Source organism: Streptomyces sp. NPDC087845 (assembly GCF_044742755.1).
In the GTDB taxonomy this organism is placed as follows: domain Bacteria; phylum Actinomycetota; class Actinomycetes; order Streptomycetales; family Streptomycetaceae; genus Streptomyces.
Window position 1 is genome coordinate 380,121 of the sequence record NZ_JBIUVC010000008.1, and the last position, 24,845, is coordinate 404,965.

10 protein-coding genes are annotated in these 24,845 nt (G+C 73.1%); 7 read left to right on the plus strand and 3 right to left on the minus strand.

Features of this window, described 5'->3' with window-relative positions:
* Positions 1 to 47: 47 nt before the first annotated feature.
* Positions 48 to 1,412: a helix-turn-helix domain-containing protein gene (locus tag ACIOMQ_RS22610; protein WP_362206520.1), complete on the minus strand. Its 1,365-nt coding sequence runs from the start codon at positions 1,410 to 1,412 to the stop codon at positions 48 to 50.
* 277 nt (positions 1,413 to 1,689) lie between these two features.
* Between ACIOMQ_RS22610 and ACIOMQ_RS22615 the strand changes: the two genes are divergently transcribed.
* Positions 1,690 to 4,719, plus strand: a complete 3,030-nt coding sequence (locus ACIOMQ_RS22615) for a BTAD domain-containing putative transcriptional regulator (protein WP_402190021.1) — start codon at positions 1,690 to 1,692, stop codon at positions 4,717 to 4,719.
* Positions 4,720 to 4,736: 17 nt separating this feature from the next.
* On the opposite strand, the gene ACIOMQ_RS22620 is transcribed toward ACIOMQ_RS22615, so the two are convergent.
* Both ACIOMQ_RS22620 and ACIOMQ_RS22625 read right to left on the minus strand, forming a co-directional pair.
* A complete protein-coding gene (locus ACIOMQ_RS22620) occupies positions 4,737 to 4,949 on the minus strand; it encodes a hypothetical protein (protein WP_362206522.1) in 213 nt (70 codons plus the stop codon).
* Between the two features lie 358 nt (positions 4,950 to 5,307).
* The gene (locus tag ACIOMQ_RS22625) at positions 5,308 to 5,772 is read right to left on the minus strand and encodes a hypothetical protein (RefSeq protein WP_362206523.1); all 465 of its coding nucleotides are present in this window, start codon (positions 5,770 to 5,772) and stop codon (positions 5,308 to 5,310) included.
* A gap of 381 nt (positions 5,773 to 6,153) precedes the next feature.
* On the opposite strand from ACIOMQ_RS22625, the gene ACIOMQ_RS22630 reads away from it, so the two are divergent.
* The 6 genes from ACIOMQ_RS22630 to ACIOMQ_RS22655 all read left to right on the plus strand — a co-directional run bounded on the left by ACIOMQ_RS22630 (position 6,154) and on the right by ACIOMQ_RS22655 (position 24,818).
* Positions 6,154 to 6,357 (plus strand): MbtH family NRPS accessory protein, encoded by a 204-nt coding sequence (locus ACIOMQ_RS22630; RefSeq protein WP_362206524.1) that lies wholly within the window; start codon positions 6,154 to 6,156, stop codon positions 6,355 to 6,357.
* A gap of 146 nt (positions 6,358 to 6,503) precedes the next feature.
* The gene (locus ACIOMQ_RS22635) at positions 6,504 to 14,510 is read left to right on the plus strand and encodes an amino acid adenylation domain-containing protein (RefSeq protein ID WP_402190023.1); all 8,007 of its coding nucleotides are present in this window, start codon (positions 6,504 to 6,506) and stop codon (positions 14,508 to 14,510) included.
* Positions 14,507 to 19,450 carry an amino acid adenylation domain-containing protein gene (locus ACIOMQ_RS22640; RefSeq protein ID WP_402190026.1) on the plus strand — a complete coding sequence of 1,648 codons (4,944 nt, stop codon included), beginning with the start codon at positions 14,507 to 14,509 and terminating at the stop codon, positions 19,448 to 19,450. Before ACIOMQ_RS22635 ends, ACIOMQ_RS22640 begins: the two co-directional genes overlap by 4 nt.
* Positions 19,447 to 23,454 (plus strand): amino acid adenylation domain-containing protein, encoded by a 4,008-nt coding sequence (locus tag ACIOMQ_RS22645; protein WP_402190029.1) that lies wholly within the window; start codon positions 19,447 to 19,449, stop codon positions 23,452 to 23,454. Before ACIOMQ_RS22640 ends, ACIOMQ_RS22645 begins: the two co-directional genes overlap by 4 nt.
* A gap of 30 nt (positions 23,455 to 23,484) precedes the next feature.
* The gene (locus tag ACIOMQ_RS22650; protein WP_362206528.1) at positions 23,485 to 23,706 is read left to right on the plus strand and encodes an MbtH family NRPS accessory protein; all 222 of its coding nucleotides are present in this window, start codon (positions 23,485 to 23,487) and stop codon (positions 23,704 to 23,706) included.
* Positions 23,703 to 24,818, plus strand: coding sequence for a GntG family PLP-dependent aldolase (locus tag ACIOMQ_RS22655; protein ID WP_401754320.1), 1,116 nt, complete (start codon positions 23,703 to 23,705; stop codon positions 24,816 to 24,818). The genes ACIOMQ_RS22650 and ACIOMQ_RS22655 overlap by 4 nt, the downstream gene beginning before the upstream one ends.
* The last annotated feature ends 27 nt before the right edge of the window (positions 24,819 to 24,845 follow it).

Genomic DNA, 24,845 nt, shown 5'->3' on the forward strand with positions numbered 1-24,845 from the left:
CGTGCCGGGCGGCAGCCGAGCGGCAGTTGGAACGTGCGGGGGCGGGGTCAGCCGACCGGTACCGCGGTCGCGTCGAAGGCCGTGGTACGGGCGGCATCGGTCACGGCGCGGATCAGCCGCAGCACCGCGTACCGGGGCGTCTCCCCGGTGCCCGGCCCGGCCGGCACCTGGCGAAGCAGGCCGCGCACCAGCAGCGCGTGGACGTCGCGGGCGGCGTCGGCGGGCCCCCGTCCGAGCAGCGGCGCGGCGTCCTGGACCGTCCACGGTTCCGGTACGTCGCCCAGCTCGGCCACGGCCGTGCGGAGACGGCCGGGCAGCGCGTCGACCGCCGCGGTCAGCAGGATGCTCAGCTCGGGTCCCGCGCCGGGGGCCGGCAGGGCGGTGCCGCCCACGAGGCTCAGCGGGTTGCGCCGGGCGATCTCCAGCAGTTGCTGGGGCGAGTACATCAGCAGCCAGGAGGCCGCCGCCTCCATGGCCTGCGGGAGTCCGTCCAGGGCCCGGCAGATCCGCGCCACGGTGGTGATCACGGCGTCGGTGGGGAGGAGGTCGGGGCGCATCAGGCCGACACACGCCATCATCAGCTCGACCGCGGGGCGCCCGGCGGTCAGCGAGTCGCCGGGGGCGGCGGGAGCGGCGGCCGGCAGGGGAAGCGGGGCGAGCGGCAGCAGCCGGCCGCCCGGGGCGGGGTGCGGGGCGCGGGCCGTGATCAGCACCTTCAGCCGCTCGCAGGAGTGCAGCAGCCCCAGGAGCGCGGGTTCGACGGCCGGTGCGACGTCGTGACCGTCCAGAACGATCAGAGTGGCCCTGTCGCGTATGACGGCGGCCAGTTCGTCCGCGCCTCCCTCCTGCGCCACCAGTGCCCGGACGCCCCGCACCAGTGCCCGCTGCGCACTGTGCGCGGCCGTGCCGGCCGGGTTGCCCGCGGCCGGCCGGTCCCGCGGAACCCACAGCACCGGGATGCGGTCGCGGGCGTACAGCCGCAGCGCCGCCTCCTGGGCCAGGCGGGTCTTGCCCACCCCCGGCAGACCCACCACGCTCAGCAACCGCTCGTGATCCGTGGCGAGCAGTTCGGTGAGCGCCCGGAGTTCGGCGCGCCGTCCGGCCAGCGGACTCAGCGGCACGGGCGGCGGGGCCAGCTCGGCGTCGTACACATCGCGCAGCGCACTGCCCACGGAGGCTCCCGTGACGGCCAGTTCGAGTGCGGCACGGCGCGGGCCGCTGAGCCGCAGGGCGTCGGCCAGCAGGGGAAGGGTCTCCTTGCGCGGGTGCTCCACCCGCCCCTGTTCCAGGTCGCGGATGGCCCGGACGCTGACGGTGGAGAGTCCGGCGAGCTGTTCCTGCGTGAGCCCGGCCCGTCGGCGCGCACTCTGCAGCAGGCTGCCGAGTCCGTCGGAGGGGGTCTGAGCATTCATCACTGTCTCCTTGTCGCAAAAAAGGGGGTGGCCTGGTGCTCAGTCAGTCGGCGCAATCGGGGTTCCCCGATGCCGCACCCCCGGGTGGGGCCGGGTCCTTGTGGTACGGGAAGGGCGGGTGCGCTGTCCGCCGTCGGGCGGGGTGGAAGGGAACGGGACGCATCCTCCGACGGGTGATTCCCGTTCGATTCCCGGCTGGATACCGCCGGTACCGTACGTACAGGTATCCGCATATGATCCCGGGACAGCGGGATCGAGCGGGGGTTGCGGGGGCCACGTGACAGCGGATGCCGAGAGACCTCTGCGCTTCAACATCCTCGGTCGGCTGGAGGGCTGGTCCGGTGACACCCGGCTGGGGCTCGGCGGAATGATCCAGGAACGTGTGCTCGTGACCCTGCTGCTGGAACCCGGCAAGGTGCTGCCGGTCAGCCGGCTCGTGGAGGCCGCATGGGCGGACGACCCGCCCGCGACCGCCTCCCACCAAGTGCGCAAGGCCGTTGCCGACCTGCGGCGGCGCATCCCGGACGGGGCACGCGTCCTGGTCACCGACGGCCCCGGCTACCGTGCGGCGGTCGGTGAACGGCAGCTGGACCTGGCCGCGTTCGACCGGCACACCCGGGAGGCGAAGCGGGCGGCCGGTGAGGGCCGCCCCGCCGACGCGGTGGAGGAGTTGCGCTCCGCGCTCGCCCTGTGGCGGGGCCCGGTGCTGTCCGGCACCGGCGGCCCGGTCGTCGAAGCGGCCGCGACCGCGCTGGAGGAGCGTCGGCTCAACGCGGCCGAGCAGCTCTTCGAGCTTCGCCTCTCTCTCGGTGAGGCAGCCGAACTCGTGGCCGGACTGCGCGCGTTGGTGCTCCAGCATCCGCTGCGCGAAACGCTTCGAAGCCAGCTGATGCTGGCGCTGTACCGCTCGGGCCGGCAGGCGGAGGCGCTGGAGGAGTTCAGCACGGTGCGTGAGCTGCTGGTCGAGGAGCTCGGCATCGATCCGGGCGCGGGGCTCACCCGGGTGTACGAGGGCATCCTGCGGGATTCTCCCGAACTGGCGGCTCCGGAGCCCCCGGCCCCGCACACGGCAGCACCCGCACCGGTGCCCCCGCCCGCCGACGCGCCCTGCACACTGCCCTACGACCTGGCCGACTTCACCGGACGTGAGCGGGAACTCCAGGTGCTGCTGGAGTTCGCCGCGAAGAGCGGCGGGCGCGGCACCCGGATCGTCGCTCTGGACGGGATGGGCGGCAGCGGCAAGACCTCGCTGGCCGTACGTGCCGCGCACAGCCTCGCCGGCACCTACCCGGACGGCCAGCTCCACATCGATCTGCGCAGCTACACCCCGGGCGAGCAACCGGTCACGGCCGGCCCGGCACTGGGCAGTCTGCTGCGCGCGCTGGGCCTGTCCGGTGGCCGCGTACCCGACGACGTCGCGGGCCGCGCCGCCCTGTGGCGGACCGCGCTGGTCGGCAAGCGGGTCCTGCTGCTGCTGGACAACGCGGCCGACGCGGCCGTCGTCCGCTCGCTGCTGCCCAACTCGCCGGGCTGCCTGGTGCTCGTCACCAGCCGGGCCCGTCTGGTGGAGCTGGACGGTGCCGACTGGATCTCCGTCGACGTGATGACGCCCGAGGAGAGCGCCACCCTGGTCTCCGAGACACTGGCGGCCGGGCGGGTGGCGGCGGAGCCCGAGGCGGCGGCCGAACTGGCCCGGCTGTGCGGCTATCTGCCGCTGGCCCTGCGGATCGCGACGGCCAGGCTGCGCAACCGGCCGCGCTGGACCCTGCAGTACCTGGCCGACCGGCTGCGCGACGAGACCCGCCGGCTCGACGAGCTCAGTTCCGGGGAGCGCAGTGTCGCCGCCACCTTGCGGCTGTCCTATCAGGTCCTGGACGAGGACCACCGGTGGGCCTTCCGGATGCTGGCGCTGCATCCGGGCGGGAACATCGATGTGCACGCCGCCGCCGCTCTGCTGGGCACCGGTCTCCGCGACGCGGAGGACGTCCTCGAGCTGCTGCTCGACGTGCATCTGGTCCAGCAGCCGGAGATCGGCCTCTACAGCTTCCACGACCTGGTGCGCAGCTTCACCCGCAGTCTGCGGTCGGATCCCTCGGCCGAGGAGGAGACGGCGGCCGTGGAAAGGCTCCTCGACTACTACCTGGCCACGACGGAAACGGCCTGCGAGACGCTCTTCCCGGGCCGGCACCGCCGCCCCACCGGCCTCCCGGCCTCCACGGCCGAGCTCCCGCGTCTCACCAGCACGGAAAGCGCCCAGGCGTGGTTCGCCCGTGAGCACACGGCGCTGCTGTCCGCGATCACGACGGCGGAGCGCCTGGCGCACGACCGGCACGCGGTCTGCCTCGCCCGCAATGTCGTGTTCGAGCTGAACTCGCGGGGGCACCTGGAGGAGTTCCGCGACATCGGGCGGGTCGCGGTGACCGCGGCGCGACGGCTCGGCGACCTGTCGCTGCTCGGGGTGAGCCTGGCGAATCTCGGGGTGGCCTGCTGGAAGCTCGGCCTGTTCGCCGAGGGCATCGAGGTCGCCTACGAGAGCCGGAACGTGGCCGCCCGGCTCGGCGACCGGGCGACCGAGGCGCACAGCGAAGGCACACTCGGGCTCTTCAAGAGCCTGCTGGGCCGCTTCCCCGAGGCGCTCACCCATCTGGAACGGGCCATCGGCTACGAGCGTGAGCTCGGCACACCCCGCGCGGAGGCCGAGAGCCTGACGGTGCTCAGCACGCTGTACGAGCAGTGGGGCCGGTACGAGGAGGCCGCGGACGCGGCGCGGCGGGCCCTCGACCTGGGCCGTCGACTGGGTCAGCACGAGAACGAGCTGGTGGCCCTGACCGACCTGGCGTTCGCCCATCTGGGGCTCCACGCGTACGACCGTGCGCGGGAGTGCCTGGACGCGGCACGGAGCCTGTGCGACGAGGCACGGGAGCCGGGGCAGGTGGCGATGGCGCTGGCTCTCTCCGCGGAGGTGGCGCACCGGCTGGACCGGTCCGACGAGGCTTCGGACCACGCGGCGCGGGCGCTGCTCCTGATCGGTTCGAGTGCGTCGCCGCTGCGCCGGGCGAAGGTCAAGAACATGGTGGGACGGCTCCGGCAGCGCCAGGGGCTTCCCGAGCAGGCTCTCGAACTCCATGTCGATGCCTACGAGTTGGCCGCCGCGCTCACCTACCGGGCGGAGGAGGCATACGCGCTGGCCGGGATGGCCCGGGCCGCGGCCGCGCTCGGTGACCTCGTGGCAGCCGACGAACACACCGCGGCGGCCGAGGAGTTGTTCGCCGAGATGGGCGTACCCCAGGACCGGCGCCGCGGCTGACAGGGGCCGCGGGCGGGTCAGGCCGCAGGCCGGTCCGGGGCGGTGGTGGGGCCCTTGTCCTCGGCGATCACGGGGGCGACGACGGTGGGGCCCTTGTCCTCGGCCCGGACGACGGTGGGGCCCTTGTCCTCGGCGCTGATGTGCTGCCCGGCTCCGTGTCCGGCGGCACCGAGGCCGAGGACCAGAGCCGCCACGAGGATTCCGACGAGTTCCGCGAGCTTGCGTCCCATTGCACACCCCTCAGGTGGTTTACCGCTTCCGTTTCCGACACCACTGATGCTGTGACGGGGCGTTCCCGATCGATTCCCGAGGCGTTCCCGCCGCCCGGACGGCTGCGGGAACGGCACGGTAAGGGGGGTTCGACCTGGGACGGAGCACGACCGTTCGGACGAGGCCGCCCGGCGGGGAGATGGGGGACGGGACGGGTCGGGTCGGGTCAGGTACGGATTCGGGTACCTGGTCCGGACGCGGCACACGGCACGGGAACGGACGGGCCGGGGTGCAGGGCGGCGCGGAGCGGCGAGGGCCGAACCCCCTCGCGGGGTACGTGAAGAGCGGGTCCTGGCCCGCTCTTCACGTACCGGTCCGTCAGTGGCGCAGCCGCACCTCCTCACCCTGCGCGCCCAGGGATGTGGAGCCGAGCACACAGGCCACCACACGAGGGCCGTACGGTGTCAGCACCACAGCCGTGCGGGCCGGGCCTTCCTGATGGCCGGCGAGGTCGAGCAGCGCCCTGACCGCCGATCGCAGCGCGGCCAGCTCGTCCTCGTCGCACGGATCGGGCACGGCACCCGCGCCTCCCTGGGGCCCGTCGGTGGCCGGGCGGCCCTCCGGGGCGGCCCGAGCCACGGCGACGACCTCGTGCATGCCGTTCGTCGTCCTCGTCTCGACCGCGAACTCCCTCCCGTTCCAGGATTCTTCGGCCCGGTACGGAAGCGTCTGCGGGTCCGCGCCCGTTCTGGCTCGGATCGCCCACCGCTCCACGACGGACAGCTCATGAGCGAGTCGGCGCGCCCTCGCCTCTCCGGCCCTGCGGTCCGGGGGATGTTTCACTGGATACTCCTCCTGCAGACACTCACAGGGGCACGCTCCCCCCGCCCGGTCCTCATCCCTTCCCGCTCCGTTCCCGGTCGCCCGGCCGTGGGCACGGTGGCCGCGTGCCGTGGGCGGGCGCGGTCGCGCGGCCCGTCCCTCGCCCCCCTCCTCTCCCGGCCCGTCCCGTCCCGTCGGGATGCGCGGCGGCGGCGCCGCGGCTCGGACAGCCCGACCGGACACGGCACGCGGCCGGCGCGGGGGCGCAAGTGCCCGGCAGTTGCCGTTCCTACTGCCGGTCGGGGCGGACGGGGCCGCCTAGCGTCGGTCGTGCCCCGTTCGGCGGGCCGGTCGGCCCCGCCCCTGTTGCAGCATCGCTGCGCGAACCCCCGAGGAGACCCCATGTCCGACTCGCTCTTCGACGATGTGGACGGCACGTTCGTCGTGGTCGTCAACGCGGAGAACCAGCACTCGCTGTGGCCCGTCCGCCTGGAGGTCCCGGCCGGCTGGGACGCGGTCACCGAGCCCGGAACGCGGCAGGCCGCGCTCGACTACGTGGAATCCCACTGGACCGACATCCGTCCCGCGTCCCTCGTACGGAACTGATGCCCGTCACAACCGGACGGGCCGTCCCGCACCGGGATGCCTGACCGGACGCAACGCCCCGCGGGCAACGTGCTCGTCCCCGAAGAGTCTTCTCATGGCAGCTGGAGATGGTTGAAGTGACCGGGTCGGTAAGGACAGCGGAGCGGTTGGCTACCGCGTGCGTACACGAGAGGTTCGAGGAGCAGGCAGCGCGGACACCGCATGCCACCGCCCTCGTGTTCGGCTCCGAGCAGATCGGGTACGGCGACCTCGACGCCCGTGCCGACAGGCTGGCCCGGCAGCTGCGCGCACGCGGGGCGCGGCGCGGTGTGCTGGTCGGAATACACCTGGAGCGCGGCCCCGGCCTGGTCACGGCGCTGCTCGCCGTCCTCAAATCCGGGGCGGCCTACACGTTGCTCGACCCCGGTCATCCGGACGAGCGGCTGCGTGCCGTGGTCGCAGCCACCGGGCTGACCGTCTGCGTCACCAGCGCCGACCTGGCCGACCGGACGCGCTGGCCCGGAGTCGGCATGCTGATCCCGGCGCACCTTCCGGACGAGGTAGCGGATTTCGGCGATCCACGGCCGGAGGTGTCCCCCGAGGACGTCGCCTGCGTGATGTTCACGTCCGGGTCGACGGGCACTCCGAAGGGTGTGGTGAGCCCCCACCGCGCCCTGGTGGCCTCACTCACCGGCCAGCGGTACGCCTCCTTCGGCCCCGGTCAGGTCTGGTTGCAGAGCGCCCCCGTCTCCTGGGACGCCTTCGCCACCGAACTCCTCGGTCCGCTGCTCTCGGGCGGTACCTGTGTCCTTCAGCCCGGCCAGCTCCCCGACCCGGAGCTGATGGCCTCACTCGCGCGGGAACACCGGGTCACCGTACTCAAGGCCTCCGCGAGCCTGTTCAACCACCTCCTGGACGAGCACCCGGAGATGTTCGCCCGGCTCCAGCACGCGATGACCGGCGGCGAACCGGCCTCCGCGACGCACGCGGCGAAGGCCCTGCGCGCCTTCCCGCACGTGCGGCTGACCAACGGATACGGCCCCGCCGAGAGCATGGGTTACACCACCGCGCACACCATCCGCGCGGCCGACCTGACCGGCCCGTCCGTCCCCATCGGCGTCGCCGTCGCCCACAAGCGGGCGTATGTGCTCGACGCGGAGCTGAGGCCGGTGGCCACCGGCACCACGGGTGAGCTGTACGTCGCGGGCGACGGTCTCGCGCACGGCTACCTGGGACAGTCCGCGCTCACCGCCGAACGCTTCGTGGCCGACCCGATGGGCGCACCGGGTGAGCGGATGTACCGCACCGGCGATCTCGCCCGCCACCGGGCGGACGGCGCGCTGGAGTTCTGCGGCCGTAGCGACGAGCAGGTCAAGATCCGGGGTTTCCGGGTCGAGCCCGCGGAGGTACGGCACGCGCTCGCCGGTCATCCGGCGGTGACGCAGGCGGCCGTCGTGGTGGCCGAGGCTCCGCAGGGCGGGAAGCGGCTGCTGGCGTATGCCGTCACGGACGCCACGCCCGAGGAACTGCGCGCGCATCTGGCGCGGTTGCTCCCCGCGCATCTGTGCCCGGCCGCGGTCCTCGTCCTGGACGATCTGCCGCGTACCCCCAACGGAAAGCTGGACCGGGCCGCCCTGCCGCTGCCGGAGGCCGCCCCACGGCCGAGCGGGCGTGCACCGCGCACCCCGGACGAGGAACTGCTGTGCGAGCTGTTCTCGGAGGTGCTGGGGGTCGCCGAGGTAACGGCGGAGAGCGACTTCTTCGATCTGGGCGGGCACTCACTGCTGGTCGCCGGGCTCCTCGGCCGGCTCCGGTCCCGGCTCGGCATCGTTCTGAACATGCGTACCGTGTTCGATGCGCCCACCCCTGCCGCACTGGCCCGGCTGCTCACCGCTCCCCGTACCGGCGACGCGGTGCGGGAGATACCGCGGCGCGACGCCGACGCACCGGCCCCGCTCTCCCCGCAGCAGACCCGGCTCTGGTTCACCGACCGGCTCCACCCGGACGCCGCCAACTATCTCGTCCCGGTCGCTCTGCGCCTGGACGGGCCGCTGAACGGGAGAGCCCTCGATTCGGCGCTGCGTACGCTCGTCGAACGGCACGAGGTCCTGCGCACCCGGTTCGTGGAGACCGACGACGGCCCCCTGCAGGAGGTGCTCCCCGCCGACGTGCGGCCGTTGACCGTCACGGCTCTGTACAGCGAACAGGACGTCGCGCGCTTCGTGGCGGAGCAGATCTCGGCTCCGATGGACCTGTCCGCGGGCGAGGTCTTCCGTCAGGCCCTGGGCCGGACCGGCGCCGAGGAGCACATTCTGGTGCTGTGTCTGCATCACATCGTCGCCGACGACTGGTCGCTGGCCGTACTCGCCGGTGAACTGACCCGGCTGTACAGCGCCGCGCACCGTTCGGCAGGGGTCTCGCCGCCGCCGTTGCGCGTGCAGTACGCGGACGTGGCCGCCTGGCAGAGCGCCCAGGACACGCGGGACGATCTCGCGTTCTGGCGTGCGGAGTTGGCGGGCATGCCCCAGGTGCTGGAGCTGCCGACCGACCGTCCGCGACCCGAGCGGACCGATGTCCGGGGCGCTCGTCACGCGTTTCGGCTGACACCGGAGCTGGTGGGCCGGGTGGCGCGGGTGGGCCGCACCTGCGGAGCCAGTCTCTTCATGTCCCTGCTGGCGGGCTTCGAGGTGCTGGTGGCGCGGTACACGGGCGAGCGCGACTTCGCCGTCGCCACACCGGTGGCCGGCCGGGACCATCCGGACACGGAGGAGCTGATCGGCTTCTTCGTCAACACTCTCGTGCTGCGGGCGACGCTGGACGACGACATGACGTTCGCCGATCTGCTGCGCGGGGTGCGCGAGCGGGCCCTCGCCGCGTTCGAACACCAGCAGGCGCCCTTCGACCAGGTGGTGGAGGCCCTTCAGCCGGAGCGGGACCTCTCCCGCAACCCGCTGGCGCAGATCGTCTTCGCGCACCAGAGCGCCGCCACCGCTTCCTGGCGGCTGGACGGGCTGACGGTGCACGAACTGCCCGCCGACACCCGTACCAGCAAGTTCGATCTCTTCGTCTCCCTGGAGGACCGGCCGGACGGCGGCATGGAGGGATGGATCGAGTATCCCCGGGCGCTGTTCGATCCGGCGACCATCGACCTCCTGGCGCGCCACTACGTGGCTCTGCTCGACGAGTTGACGGGCCGCCCCGGTCTGCCGCTGATGACGCGCCCGCTGACCGAGCAGCCCGTGGAGCACCGACTGCGCGGGACCGTCAACGACACGGCGTTCGACCTGGGGCACTGGACCGTCTCGGATCTGGTGGCCCGGCAGGCCACCGACCGGCCCCGGGCCGTCGCCCTGCGTACCGAGGCCGGCGAGGTCACGTACGGGGAGCTGGATGCCCGTGCCAACCAGGTGGCACATCTTCTGCGGGCACGGGGCGTGCGTGCGGAGACCCCGGTCGCCGTCTGCTTCGAGCGCGGCACGGACCTCGTGGTGGCGCTGCTGGGCGTCCTGAAGGCCGGCGGCTGCTACGTCCCGTTGGACGCGGCCTATCCCGCGGACCGGATCGACTTCATGCTCAACGACACCGGCGCGACGCTGGTGCTCGCCGAGCGGGACCTCGCACCCCGGCTGCCCCGCCCCGTGCTCGTGTGGGAGGACATCCAGGAGCAGGTGGCACGGATGCCGGTGACGCCGCCCGGCACCGGTCCGGCGCCCGACCAGCTGGCGTACATCATGTACACCTCGGGCTCCACCGGGCGTCCCAAGGGCGTGGAGGTCAGTCATCGGGCCGTGGTGCGGCTGGTGCACGGTGCGCGGTACGCGAATCTGACGCCCGATCATGTCCTCGCGCTGCTGGCCCCGTTGTCCTTCGACGCGTCCACGTGGGAGCTGTGGGGAGCCCTGTGCAACGGCGCGGGACTGGCGGTGCACCCGCCGGCTCTGCCCGACGCCGGCACACTGCGCGCGCTGATCCGGCGCCACGGGGTGACCACCATGTGGCTGACTGCCGGACTCTTCCATTCCCTGGTGGAGAGCGACCCGTCCTGCCTGGACGGGCTGCGGCACCTGCTCACCGGCGGCGATGTGGTGTCCGCCGCCCATGTGCGGACGCTGGTGGCGGCCACCGGCGTCGAGGTGAGCGATGGCTACGGCCCCACCGAGTGCACCACCTTCACCTGTGTGAAACGGGGCATCACCACCGCCGACGGCCCCGTTCCCATCGGCCCGCCGATCACCAACACGCGTGTCTACGTCGTCGACCGCCATCTCCACCAGGTCCCCCCGGGAGTGACGGGCGAACTCATGGTGACGGGGCCGGGGCTGGCGCGCGGCTACCGGGGCCGGCCCGCGCCGACCGCCGAGCGGTTCGTCGCCTGCCCCTTCGAGCCGGGACAGCGGATGTACCGCACGGGTGACCTGGTACGGCTGCGGGCCGACGGCGACGTGGAGTTCGTGGGACGGGCCGACCACCAGGTGAAGATCCGCGGCTTCCGGATCGAGCCGGGCGAGGTCGAGGCCCGCCTCGGCGCCCACCCCGGTGTCGAGCGCTGTGTCGTCGTCGCCCGTGCGGACGGCGCGGGCGGCAAGCGCCTCGTCGCGTACGTGGTGGGCGCGGCCGCGGGAGACCGGCACGAACTGGCGGCGTTCTGTCGCGCGGCCCTGCCGGAGCACCTGGTTCCGTCGGCCTTCGTCGAGCTGGACTCCTTCCCGCTGGACCCGAACGGCAAGGTGCACCGCGCCGCGCTGCCGGACCCCGGTCACACGGTGTCCGAACGCCCCTACCGGGCTCCGTCGACACCTCAGGAGAAGGCGGTCGCGGAGATCTGGACCGAGGTGCTGGGTGTGCAGCGGCCGGGGCTCGACGACGACTTCTTCGACCTCGGCGGGCACTCGCTCCTCGCCACGAAGGTCGTCGCGAGGCTCGGCCGGCGGCTCGGCACCGCACTCGGTGTTCAGGCCCTCTTCCGCTCCCCCACGCTCGGCGCCCTCGCCGCCGAGGCCGCCGCGCCAGCCGTGACCGCGGCGCACATCCCCGCCTTCTCCGGCCACGCGCCGCTGTCCCCCGCGCAGTTGGGCCTGTGGTTCGCCGACCGGCTGGCCCCCGGCAGCCCCGAGTACCTGATCACGCGGGCACTGCGGCTGACCGGACCGCTGGACGTGGCCGCGCTGCGGGCGGCGCTCGACACGGTGGTGGCACGCCACGAACCCCTGCGCACACGCTTCCAGGAGCACGACGGCAGCCCCGTGCAGGTTGTCTCCGAACCCGCTCCGGTCCCGTTCCCGCTGACCGACGTCACCGATGCCGAGGCGTTCCTGCGCGCCGAGGCCGCCCGCCCGTTCGACCTGGCGCGGGGGCCGGTGTTCCGCGCGTCCCTGGGCCGTCTCGGTGCCACGGAGCACGTGCTCGCGCTGAGCGTCCACCACATCGCCGCGGACGGCTGGTCACTGGGGCTGCTGGCCCAGGAGGTCAGCGCGGCGTACGGCGCCTTCCTGGCCGGCCGGACCCCCGATCTGCCACCGCTGCCCGTGCGCTACGGCGCTCACGCGGCCTGGCGGGCGGACCACCCCGGCGACCTGGACCACTGGCGTACCGCACTGGCCGCCATGCCGCAGGTCGCGGAGCTGCCCACCGACCGCCCCCGCCCGCCCGTCCGGGACCGCACGGGCGCCCTGCACACCTTCACGGTGCCCGGCCCCCTCGCCCGGCAGGTGGACCACCTGGCCCGTGCCCACCGGGTGACCCCGTTCATGGTGCTGATGGCCGCGTTCCACGTACTGGCCGGGCGGTACACCGGACTCAGCGACTTCGCGGTGGGCACTCCCGTGGCGGGTCGGGAACACCCCGACACCGGACAGCTGATCGGGCACTTCGTCAACACGGTCGTGCTGCGCGCGGACCTCGGCGACGACCCCGACTTCGCCACCGTACTGGGGCGGGTCCGCGAGTCGACCGTGACGGCCCTCGCCCACCAGGACGTCTCCTTCGACCGGGTCGTGGAGGAGCTCCAGCCCGTACGGGACCTGTCCCGCAACCCGCTGGTACAGCTGGTCTTCGCCCTGCAGAGCGGCATGGACGAGCTGTGGGAACTGAAGGGTCTGGCCTGCGACCCGTTGCCGGTGCACTCCCGGACCAGCAAGTTCGACCTCTTCCTGGCGCTGCGCGAACTGCCGGACGGCTCCCTGGCCGGCAGCGTCGAGTACCCGGTGGCGCTGTTCGACGCGGAGACCGTGGAGCGGCTGGCCGGTCACTACACGGCGCTGCTGGCCGAACTGGTGGCGCGTCCCGGCGAACCGGTGGACGCGGCGTCGATGCTCGGCCCGGCCGAGGAACATCATCTGGTGCGGGGCGTCAACGACACGGCCGTCGCACGTCCGGCCCATGAGACGCTGCACGAACTCATCGCCCGTCAGAGCGCCGCTACCCCCGAGGCGGTCGCGGTCGAGTACGGCGACCGGCGGCTGCGCTACGCGGAGCTGGAGGAGTGGGCCAACGGCCTGGCGCTGCGGCTGCGGGCACTGGGCGTGGGCCGGGACGTTCCCGTCGGCGTACGGATGGACCGCTCGGTGGAGCTCATCGTCGCGCTGCTGGCGGTGCTGAAGGCGGGCGGCTGCTTCGTGCCCATCGAGGCCGACGCGCCGGACGCCCGGGTTCTGGACGTCCTCGGCGACGCGGGCGCACCGGTGTGCCTGATCAACGACGGGGCGGCGACGCCCGCGGGTTACGACGGCGCCTTCGTTCCGGTGCGGCCGGCGAGCGCGCCCCATCCGCCGCGGACCCACGCTTCGGCCGACGACCTGATCTCCGTGTACTACACCTCGGGTTCCACCGGGCGTCCCAAGGGAGTGGCCAGCACGCACCGCGGCTGGGTCAACCGGATGCGGTGGATGCAGGACACCTACCGGCTCCGCGCGGACGAGGCGGTGCTCCAGAAGACCACGCTGGTCTTCGACGACGCGGCCGTCGAGTGCTTCTGGCCGCTGATGGTCGGTGCCCGCGTCGTCCTGCTGGAGCCGGGCCTGCACCGCGACCCGGTCGCCATCCGGGACGCGGCCGTGCGGCACCGCGTCGCCGTCCTCCAGTTCGTGCCGAGCATGCTCGCGCTGTTCCTGGAGAGCGTGCGGCCCGAGGACCGGGCGGGGCTGGGCGCGCTGCGCCACGTCATCTCCAGCGGCGAGGCCCTCACCCCGGAGCTGCTGAAGGTGTTCACCCGGACGCTCGACGGGGCCGTCCTGCACAACCAGTGGGGCGCGACAGAGGTGTCGATCGATTCCACGGCCCGGCACTGTTCCGCCGAGGACTGCGACGTACCCGGTTCCGTCAGCGTCGGCTCGCCCATCGCCAACAACGAGGTGCACGTCCTGGACCGGTATCTGCGCCCGGTGCCGGTGGGTGTGCCCGGAGACCTGTACATCGGTGGCATCGGCCTGGCCCGCGGCTATCACGCGGACCCCGTCAAGACGGCCGCGGCCTTCCTGCCGAGCCCCTTCACGGCCGGTGCACGGCTCTACCGCACGGGCGACCGGGGGATCCGGCGCGCGGACGGAGCGCTGACCTTCCTCGGCCGGCAGGACGACCAGGTCAAGATCCGGGGCATCCGGGTCGAGCCGGGCGAGGTCGAGCAGGCGGTACGGGAGCTGCCGGGGGTCCGCGACGCGGCGGTGACCGTGTGGACGGCCGACGCCGGCGACAAACGGCTGGCGGGCTACGTGGTGCCGCAGGAGGGCTGCGACCTGACGGTGGCCGAGCTCCGGGCCCGGCTGCGGGAACGCCTGCCCGGCTACCTGGTGCCGGCGGCGCTGGCGATACTGCCCCGACTGCCCACCACGGCGAGCGGGAAGACGGACCGCAAGGCGCTGCCGCCGCCGGACCCGGCGGCCATGGAGGGCGTCGCGTACCGCGCCCCGCAGGGTGCGGTGGCGGAGCTCGCCGCCGAGATCTGGGCGGAGGTGCTCGGCGTGCCCCGGGTCTCCGCGGACGACAACTTCTTCGATCTGGGCGGCCACTCCCTGCTGGCCACGCGCGCCGTCGCCCGGCTGAGGGCGGCTCTGGACGCCGAGATACCGCTCAGCCTGATCTTCGAAGCGAGGACCTTGCAGACCACCGCGGAGGCGGTGGAGCGGCTTCTGCTCGCGGAACTGGACGCCGTCGAGGCGGACGAACGGGAGACATCATGAGCACCGCACCCTCACCCCAGCACGCTCCCGCCCTGTCGGACCGGCAGCGCTCGCTGCTGGCCGACCGGGTCGGGGCCGCGCGTCGCGCCCCCGCCAGGCGGATACCGTCGCTGCCCGCGGACAGTCCGGCACCCGCGTCGTTCGCGCAGGAGCGGATGTGGCTCATCGACCGGCTGAACGCCGACACCCACGCGTACAACGTCTACCACGCCCTGCGGATCCGCGGCGCCCTGGACACGGCGGCGTTGCGGCGCGCCCTCACCGGGTTGACGGAGCGTCATGCCGTGCTGCGCACCGCCCTGGTGGCCGGCGAGACCTGCCCGCTCCAGACCGTGGCCGATCCGGCGGCCGTGACCCTGCCCGTCGTCGACCTCGGCGAACTGGACGGCACGGCACGGGAGACGGCACTGACGGATCGTCTGCTCCAGGTCAGCCGTGCCCCGTTCGACCTGTCCTGCGCGCAGGTTCTGCGCGCGGAACTGATCAGGATGAACCCCACCGAGCACGTCCTCGTGCTGGCCCTGCCGCACACCGCCACCGACGGCTGGTCGACCACGGTGCTGGCCAGGGACCTCGCCGCGCTCTACGCGGGCGGCGACCCCGCCCGTGGCGAGGTCACCTACCGGGACTACGCGGCCTGGCAGCGGCAGCGGGTGGCCCAGGTGGAGGAGGCGGAGCTCGGCTTCTGGCGTACCGCACTGGCGGACCAGGCGCAGGTGCTGGACCTGCCCACGGACCGGGCGCGGCCCCCGGTGTCCGACTTCGCCGGCGCCAACCGCAGGCGCCGGCTGGGCACGGAGCTCTCACGGCGGCTGCGCGAGCTCGCCACCGCGTGCGACGCCGGTCTGTACGCGCTGCTGGTGGCGGGCGTACGGGTCCTGCTGCAGGCGCACAGCGGACAGGACCGGTTCGTACTCGCCTCGACGATCACCGGACGGGACCGCCCGGAACTGGAGGACGTCGTCGGCTGCTTCATCAACACGCTGGCCCTGGGCGGCGATCTGTCGGGCGATCCCTCGTTCGCCGAGACGGTCCGGCGCGAACGCACCACCGTGCTGGACGCGTTCGCCCACTGCGAGCTGCCGTTCGACGTGCTGGTGCGTGAACTGGCCGCCGGACGCGACACCTCGCGCAATCCGATCGCCCAGGCCTTCGTACAGCTCGACCGGGGTACGGGCGAGGGCTGGTCGCTGCCCGGACTGGACGTCACGGAGATCGCCGTCCCGGGCGACGTGGCCAAGTTCGACCTGTCGTTCTTCTTCCGCGACCGGGGCCGGGCGCTGGAACTCAACCTGGAGTACGCGACCGCGCTGTTCGACGAGGCGACGGCCGACCGCTTCGCGGACCGCCTGCTGGAATTGCTGGCGTCCGCGGCGGCCCGCCCCGACGCACCGATCAGCGAGCTGTCGCTGCTGCCGAGCGCCGAGCACCGGCTGCTCACGGTCGAGTGCAACGACACCGCGGCCGGTCTGCCGGGCACGCTCCTGCCCGGTCTGATCACCGCCCGCGCCGCCGAGTGCGGTGACCGTACGGCCGTCGTCTTCGGCGGCCAGAAGCTCGACTACGCCGCCCTGGAGGCCCGTGCCAACCGGCTGGCCCACCATCTGCGCGCCCTGGACGTCGGTACCGGCGACCGGGTGGCCGTCTTCCTCGAACGGGGCCTGGACCTGCCGGTCGCCCTGCTCGCCGTGCTGAAGGCGGGCGCCGCCTATGTGCCGCTCAACCCGGGGGAGCCGGCCGACCGCATCGAACTGATCCTGCGGGACGCACAGCCCGCGCTGGTGGTCACCGAGCGTTCCCTGTCCGGGCAGTTGCCGCCGACGACGGCGCCGGTGCTGGCGCTCGACGGCCTCGGGCCGGCGCTCGACCGGCTGCCGGCCACGCCGCCGGTGGACGTCACCGATCCGGCCTCGCTCGCCTACACCATCTTCACCAGTGGTTCCACGGGCCGTCCGAAGGGGGTCGCGGTGCCCCACGGGGCACTCGTCAACTTCCTGGCCTCCATGGGCCGTGAGCCGGGCATGAACGCGGACGACGTGCTGATCGCCGTGACGACGCCGTCCTTCGACATCGCCGCACTCGAACTCTTCCTCCCGCTGACGGCGGGCGCCCGGCTGGTCATCGCCGACCGGGACACGACCGTGGACGGCGGCCGGCTGCGCGCCCTGATCGCCACGAGCGGCGCGACGGTGCTGCAGGCCACCCCGGCCACCTGGCGGCTGCTCCAGGACGCCCCTGAACTCGCCGGTCTCACGGCACTGGTCGGCGGTGAGGCACTGACCCCGGACGTGGCCGCCCCGCTGGTCGCGGCCGCCGGACAGGTGTGGAACATGTACGGGCCGACCGAGACCACCATCTGGTCGACCGTGCGCCGGATCCGTGCCGAGGACCTGCGCGGAAAGGGGGCGCTGCCCATCGGCCGTCCCATCGCGAACACCAGCTGCCACGTCCTGGACCGCCACGGCAGGCCCGCCCCCCTCGGTGTTCCCGGCGAGCTGCTGATCGGCGGCCTCGGGGTGGCGCACGGGTACCACGGCCGGCCCGGAATGACCGCGGAGCGTTTCGTCCCCGACCCGTACGGCCCGCCCGGGGCCCGTCTGTACCGCACCGGGGACATGGCGTGCCGGCTGCCCGACGGGGAGCTGGAGTTCCTGGGCCGCAACGACCACCAGGTGAAGATCCGGGGCTACCGCGTGGAGACCGGCGAGATCGAGGCCCGGCTGACCGAACACCACGCCGTCGGCCAGGCGGCCGTCACGGTGCACGAGTTCGGCCCCGGCGACCGGCGTCTGGTCGCGTACCTCACCCCGGCACCGGAGGCCACCGAGGACGACCTCGCGCCGGCCGCGCTCCGCGCCCACCTCGCCGGGAAGCTCCCCGCCTACATGGTGCCCGGCTTCTTCATGACGCTGGACCGGTTCCCCCTGACGCCCAACCGGAAGGTCGACCGCAAGGCGCTGCCCTCGCCGGGTGCCCAGCCGCACGAGCCGGGCGGGCAGGCTCCCCGCACCCGCCAGGAGGAGCGGGTGGCGCAGGTGTGGACCGAGGTGCTCGGCACGCCGGTCCGCGACGTGGAGGCGGACTTCTTCGCGCTGGGAGGACACAGTCTGCTGGCCGTTCACACCGTGAACCGGCTGAACTCCGAGCTGGGCACGGCACTCGACGTCCGCGCGGTCTTCGACGCGCCGACCGTGGCGGCCCTGGCCCGGCGTGCCGACGCGGCCGTCCGGGAGCCGGGCGGCGATGCGGGGAGCACCGTCATCCCACGGGCACCGTACGGTGCGGTGGCACCGCCCTCCCCCGCGCAGGAACGCATGTGGTTCCTGGAGCAGATGAACCCGGGCAGCCCCGAGTACCACATTCCGCTGGAGCTGCGGATCTCCGGGCCGCTGGACCTCGCGTCCCTCCGGGCCGCGCTGGGTGCGATCGTCCATCGCCACGAGGCGCTGCGCACCCGGCTGCGTACCACGAGCGACGGCGGGCTGGAGGCCGTCGTGGAACCCGCCGGGGAGGAGTTCGCGCTCCCGGTGGAGGATCTGGGCGGGGTCGCGGACGCGCGGGCCCGCGCCGGTGACCTGGTGGCCGCGGAAGCCGCACGCCCCTTCGACCTCGCCGCCGATCCGCTGCTGCGGGCCCGCCTCGTGCGGCTCGCCCCCGACGAGCACGTGCTGGCTCTCACCCTGCATCACGCGGGGGCCGACGGCGCCTCGCTCGACATCCTGCGCCGGGAACTGGCCGCCGGCTACCGCCGCGCCCGGCAGGGCCTCGGGCCCGACCTGACCCCGCCGTCCCTGCGGTACGCGGACGTGGCCCACTGGCAGCGCGAGCGGCTCCACAGCGCGGAGGCGGCGGCGGACCTCGCCTACTGGCGCGCCCGGCTGACCGGTCTCGAACCTCTGGACACACCGGTCGACCGGCCGCGGCCGCCGGTGCGGCGCACGGACGGCGCGGCACACCGCTTCGTCTTCTCCCCCGCCGTCGCCACCGGGGTGGAAGCGCTCGCGCGCCGCCACTCGACGACCCCGTTCACCGTGCTGATGGCCGCGTTCCAGGCGACCGTGGCGGGGTGGGCCGGTGCACCGGACGTCGCCGTCGCCACGCCGGTGTCCAACCGGGTCACCGACCGGGCCCAGGAGTTGATCGGCATGTTCGTCAACGTACTGGTGCTGCGGGCGGACCTCGGTGCCGGCCGCACCTTCGACGCCCTCGTGGAGGGTGCGAAGGAACAGGTCGCCGGGGCCCTGGCCCATCAGCACCTGCCGTTCGAGACAGTGGTGGACGAGCTGGCCGCGGGCCGTGACCCCGCCCGCCCGGCACTGACCCCGGTCTACTTCGCGCTGGACCACACCCCCGAGGAGTCCTGGACGCTGGAGGGCCTGGACGTCGAGCGCGGTCCCGAACGCATCCTGGCCGCACGCTACGAACTCGCGCTGGGGCTGTCCCGTACCGCCGACGGCTACCGCGGGCTGGTGGAGTACTCCCCGGTTCTCTTCGACGCCGCCACCGCCGAGGAGTTCGTGACCCGGTTCGAGCGACTGCTGACGGCGGTGATCGCGGACTCCGCGCACATTCCCACGGGTCCGCTCCCGCCGGCCCCGCCCAGTCCTTCGGCTCCCCTCCCGCGCACCGCGCCGAGCGGACCGGGCAGGCCCCCGGCGCCGGGGGCGGAGGAGGCCGTCGCCCGTATCTGGGCCGACATCCTGAGCGTTCCGGTCACCGACGCCTCGGAGGACTTCTTCGCGCTCGGTGGGCACAGTCTGCTCGCGGCCCGCGTCCGGATGCGTCTGCAGACCGACTTCGGGGTCGATCTGCCCATGCACCGCTTCTTCACGGACACCACGGTCGCCGCACTGGCCGGTTCGGTGGTCCAGGAGATCGAGGCCCAGGTGGCCGCCATGTCCGAGCAGGAGCTCGTCCACTCACTGGAGGACCTGTCATGAGCACCGTAAGCCCGTCCGCGCGCGACGAGCTGCGCCGCGAGTTGCTGCAGCGCCGACTGCGCGGGCCGGCCGGCCCCCGGACGCAGCCGGCCGGCATCCCGACCGCCGACCGCACCCGGCCACTGGCGCTCTCCGACGGCCAGCAGCGGCTGTGGTTCCTGAGCCGGATGGATCCGGACAGCGCGGAGTACGCCGTCCCCCTGGCGCTGCGGCTGACCGGCCCGCTCGACGAGGCGCTCCTGCGACACTGCCTCGGCCTGCTCGTCGCCCGGCACGAGGCGCTGCGGACCACGTACACCGCCGACGGCGGCGACCCCGTCCAGCACATCGGTCCGCCGTCCGCCGTGGACCTGCCGACGGTGACACTCGGCCCGCCGGGCGAAGGCCCGGAACTCGAAGCGGTTCTCCGGGAGTTCGTCGGCCGCCCCTTCGACCTGACCACCGGGCCGATGCTCCGCGCCCTGCTGATCCGCGAGGACTTCGAGCGTCACGTCCTGGTGCTCAATGTGCACCACATCGCCTGCGACGGCTGGTCCTACGGTGTCCTGCTGCGTGAACTCACCGCGCTGTACTCGGAATCCGGACAGGCGGCGCTCGCGGCACCCGGTCTCCAGTACGCCGACTTCGCCCAGTGGCAGCGGTCGAGTCCCCCGTCCGGGGCGGACCTGGCGTACTGGCGCGAGCGGCTGGCCGGGCTGGAGACGCTGGAGCTGCCGACCGACCGGCCCCGGCCCGCCACCCGGGACACCCGCGGGGCGAACCTGTCCTTCGAGGTGCCCGCCGGCATCGCCCGCGCGGTCACGGAGGCGGGCCGCTCCGCCGGGGCCACGCCCTTCATGACGCTCCTCGCCGTGGTGCAGGTGGTCCTCGGCCGTCACACCGGCCGCGACGACCTCGCCGTGGGCACCCCGGTCGCCGGACGCACCCGCAGTGAGTTCGAGGACGTGGTGGGGTTCTTCACCAACACGATGGTGGCCCGGGGCGATCTGTCCGGTGATCCGACCTTCGAAGAGCTTCTGGGGCGGACCCGCCTGTCGGTGCTGCGCGACTACGCCCACCAGGACTTCCCCTTCGCCCATCTGGTCCGCGAACTCGCCCCCGAGCGCGACCTCGCCCACACCCCCCTCTACCAGGTGATGTTCGCGCTCTACGAGGGAAGCGGCACACCCGGGCGGCTCGGAGCCCTGTCGGCCGAGGAGGTGCCCGTGCCCTCGGAGAGGGCCAAGTGCGATCTGACCGTCTCCTTCGTCCAGCATCCCGACGGCTCGCTCACCGGTTGTCTCGACTACGCCGTCGCGCTCTTCGACCGGGCCCGCATCGCGCGCATGGCCACGCACTTCACCACGCTGCTCTCCCGCCTCGCCGAGGCACCGCGGACGCCGCTGAGCTCTCTGGAGATCCTGGCGCCCGACGAGCGCGAGCGGCTGCTGAACACGCACAACGACACCGCCCACCCGTACACCCCCGGTCTGCTGCACGAACGCATCACCGCGAGCGCGGCCCGCAACCCAGACGCCGTGGCCGTTCGCTGCGGGGACGAGGAACTGACCTACGCGGAGCTGGAGCGCCGGGCCAACCATGTGGCGGCGGCGCTGATGGCCCGGGGCGTCACGGTGGAGACCCCGGTCGGGGTGCTCTGCGAGCGCGGCACGATCCTGCTCCCGGTGCTGCTCGGCATCCTCAGGACCGGCGCCCACTACGTGCCGCTGGACCCCGGCTACCCCTCCCAGCGCCAGGAGTTCATGCTCCGGGAGGCGGGCGCCCGCGTGCTGGTGACCACGTCCCGGTACCGGGGGCAACTGCCGCCCTGCGACGCCGAGGCACTCTACGCGGACGAGCTCGGCTACGCGGGCCCGTGCCCGGCCCCGCTGGTCGACGTCGCCCCCGACGACCTCGCCTATGTCATCTACACCTCGGGCTCCACGGGGCGGCCCAAAGGCGTCATGATCACGCACCGCGGAGTGCTGCACTACCTCGACTGGTGCTACCAGGCGTACCGGGCCTGGGAGGGCGAAGGCGCCCCGGTGCACTCCTCGCTCTCCTTCGACCTGACCGTGACCGGCCTGTTCCTGCCCCTGCTCGCCGGAACCACGGTCACCCTGGTCCCCGAGGACCGGCATCCCGTGACCGGACTGGCCGAACTGCTGTCCAGCGGGCGCCGGTTCAGCTTCGTCAAGCTCACCCCGGCGCACCTGGAGCCGCTCAAGCGGTGTCTGCCCGCATCGGCCGCGCGGGCGGCCGGGCATCTCGTGGTGGGTGGTGAGCAGCTCACTCCCCAGGCACTGTCGTTCTGGCGCGAACTGGCGCCGGAGGTACGGGTCGCCAATGAGTACGGGCACACCGAGACGTCCGTGGCCAATGTCATCAATGTGCTGGCGGCCGGGGACGCCGTCGACACACCGGTATCGGTGGGCCGGCCCATCTGGAACACCGAGATCTATCTCCTCGACGAGGACATGCGCCCGGTGCCGGACGGCGCGACCGGTGAGCTGTACGCCGGCGGAGCCGGGGTCGCGCGCGGCTTCGTCTCCCGCCCGGCTCTGACCGCCGAACGGTATGTGCCCAACCCCTACGGCCCCGGCCGCTTGTACCGCAGCGGCGATCTGGCGCGCTATCTCCCCGACGGGAGGCTGGAGTTCGTCGGACGCACCGACCATCAGGTGAAGGTGCGCGGCTACCGCATCGAGCTGGGCGAGATCGAGTCCGCGATCATCGCGCACCCCGGCGTGCGGGAAGCCGTCGTCGTCGTGCGCGACGGCGGGCTGGCCGGCTACGTCTCCCCCGCGGGTACGGACGTGGCCGAACTCCGCTCCCGGCTCGCCGAACTGCTGCCCGACCACATGGTGCCCGGCTCGCTGACGGCCCTGGAGACGCTGCCGCTGACCGCCAACGGGAAGATCGACCGGGCCGCTCTGCCCGCCCCGGACCGCGCGACGTCCGCCGCGGAGCGCGTCGAGCCGGGCGACGAGCTGGAGCTGGCCGTGCTGCGGCTGTGGGAAGACGTGCTGGACGCCCGTATCGGTGTCACGGACAACTTCTTCGCCCGGGGCGGGCATTCGCTCCTGGCCGTCAGCATGGTCGACCGGATGAAGACCCTGCTGGGGCAGGACGTGGCACTGACGGACGTCTTCCGCACCCCGACCGTACGCGAGCTGTGCGCCCGGCTGCGGAACACCGGTTCCGGCGCGGCCGGCTGCGTCGTACCGCTGTCCCCGGGGTCGGCAGGCGTTCCGCCGCTCTTCCTCGTACCGCCGACCGCAGGCACCCCGTTCCCGTATCTCCCGCTCGTCCAGGAACTGGAGCCCGAACGGCCCGTCCTCGGGCTGCAGGCGGTCGGCTACGGCCCGGACGAGCAGCCCCTGTTCACCATCGAGGAGATCGCCGCCCGCTACCTCGCCGAGATCGACGAGGTGTACCCCGAGGGGCCGTTGTTCCTGGCGGGATGGTCGATGGGCGGATCGGTGGCCTACGAGATGGCCCGCCAGGCCGAACGGTCCGGCCGGCCCGTGGGACATCTCGCCGTCATCGACTCGACCGTTCTCGGGGTGGACGCGATCAACAGCCATCTGCCCGAGGTGCGGAGCACGCAGCCGCTGGAGTGGTTCAGCCGGGCGGTACTGCGCCTCGAACCCGACGATCTGGCGGCCCTGTCGCCCCAGCACGCCATGAAGGAGCTGCTTGACCAGGCCCGCGACCAGGGCATGGTCTCCGGGCTGGCGCAGGCCGACGCCGTCAATCGGATGGCGGGTGTCTACCTGGCCAACAAGGAGGCGATCAACGCCTATCGGTGCACGGCGGTCATCGACTGCGACATCCACCTGATCCGCTCGCGCGACGAGCACCCGGAGAACGGCCGCCCCGAAGTCCGCCCGGAGAGCTGGCGGATGCGCACCCGCGGGCAGCTCCACGACACCGTGATCGACGGCGACCACTGGAGCATCGCCACACCCCCGTATGTCACCGGCCTGGCCCGAGCGCTCGGTCACGGCCTGCGCACCGGCTGAGCCCCTCTCTCTTCCCGACAGGAGTCCCCTGTGTCAACGAAGCCATACCTCGTCGTGGTCAACAGCGAGGAGCAGTACTCCATCTGGCCCGCGACCCTGGACCTCCCGCGCGACTGGAGCGCGGTGGGCAGCCCCGCGGCGAAGGAGGACTGCCTGACCGAGATCGAACGCCTCTGGACGGACATGCGCCCGCTCAGCCTGCGCACCCGCACCCGGACCACCGGATGCGCGACACAAGGAGCCACACGATGACACTTCTTCTCGACGGCCACGCGCACGACGCCCGGAGCAGCACGGCCGCCCCCAACCGGCCGGTGGAACTGCGCAGCGACACCTTCACACTGCCGACCCAGCGCATGCTGACGGCGGCGGTACGCGCCCCCCTGGGGGACGACGTCTACGGCGAGGACCCGACCGTGGCCGAACTGGAGGCACTGGCGGCCGACATCCTCGGCAAGGAGGCCGGCTGCCTGATGCCGAGCGGCACCATGGCCAACCTCACCGCGCTGCTGACCCACTGCCAGCGCGGCCGCAAGGCCGTCGTCGGCCGGGAGTCCGACATCTACGTCTACGAGGCCGGCGGTGCCGCCGTGTGCGGGGGCATCTCCTACGAGCCGCTCGACAACCGCCCCGACGGCACCATCGATCCCGAGGCCCTTGCCGAGGCCCTGGACGTGGACGGCGACGACCCCCAGTTCGCCCTGGCGGGGGTCATCTGCCTGGAGACGCCGCACAACAGGCGCGGGGGCATTCCCCTGACGGTGGACTACCTCGGCCAGGTGTCCGAGATGGCCCGCGCACGCCAGGTCGCGCTGCACCTGGACGGTGCCCGGCTGTTCAACGCCGCCCTGGCCCTGGGCGTGTCGCCCGCACGGCTCGCCGCCCACGGTGACACGGTTCAGATATGCCTGTCCAAGGGTCTGAGCGCACCGATCGGATCCGTTCTGGTGGGTGACCGGGCGTCCGTCGCGAGCGCGCGCCGGGCCCGCAAGATGCTCGGCGGGGGCATGCGCCAGGCAGGCATGGTCGCCGCCTGCGGCATCGTCGCTCTCACCGACATGGTCGACCGGCTGAGCGAGGACCACGCCCACGCGGCCCGTCTCGCGCGCGGCTTGGCGGCCCTGCCGGGCCTGCGGCTCCGCCCGGGCACTCCCGCGACCAACATGGTCTTCTTCTCCGTCGACGAACGGATCGGCGACACCAGGCAGCTGATCCGCGCGCTCGCCCACCGGGGGGTGAACGTCGAGGAGCTGGGGCCGGGCCAGATCCGGGCGGTCACGCACGCGGGCGTCACCACGGCCGACGTCGACCGCGCCGTGGCGGTCTTCGCCGAACTGCTCGCGAAGCCGCCCGCGGCCGGCTGACCGGCCCCTCTGTGCGGGGCACCCGCC